1 protein-coding gene is annotated in these 276 nt (G+C 58.3%); it reads left to right on the top strand.

Going from position 1 to position 276, the window contains the following annotated elements; all coding sequences use genetic code 11:
* Positions 1–276 (top strand): pantoate--beta-alanine ligase (locus GJQ66_RS12560; RefSeq protein WP_196215898.1); only part of this gene is annotated, 276 nt, incomplete at both ends.

Raw genomic sequence — 276 nt, 5'->3', positions numbered from 1 at the left:
GTGGTCAGTATTTTCGTCAATCCGATGCAGTTTGACCGCGTCGACGACCTGGCGCGCTACCCGCGCACCTTACAGGATGATTGCGAAAAGCTGAACAAACGTCATGTCGACTTTGTCTTCGCGCCGACGCCGGCGGAAGTGTACCCCCAGGGTACTGAAGGCCAGACCTACGTCGACGTTCCGGGATTATCCACCATGCTCGAAGGCGCCAGCCGCCCGGGCCATTTCCGCGGCGTGTCGACCATCGTCAGTAAGCTGTTCAACCTTGTTCAACCA

The organism is Microbacterium sp. ZXX196 (assembly GCF_009709595.1).
GTDB classification, from domain to species: domain Bacteria; phylum Actinomycetota; class Actinomycetes; order Actinomycetales; family Microbacteriaceae; genus Microbacterium; species Microbacterium excoecariae.
This window is presented reverse-complemented; position numbering and strand designations above follow the sequence as displayed.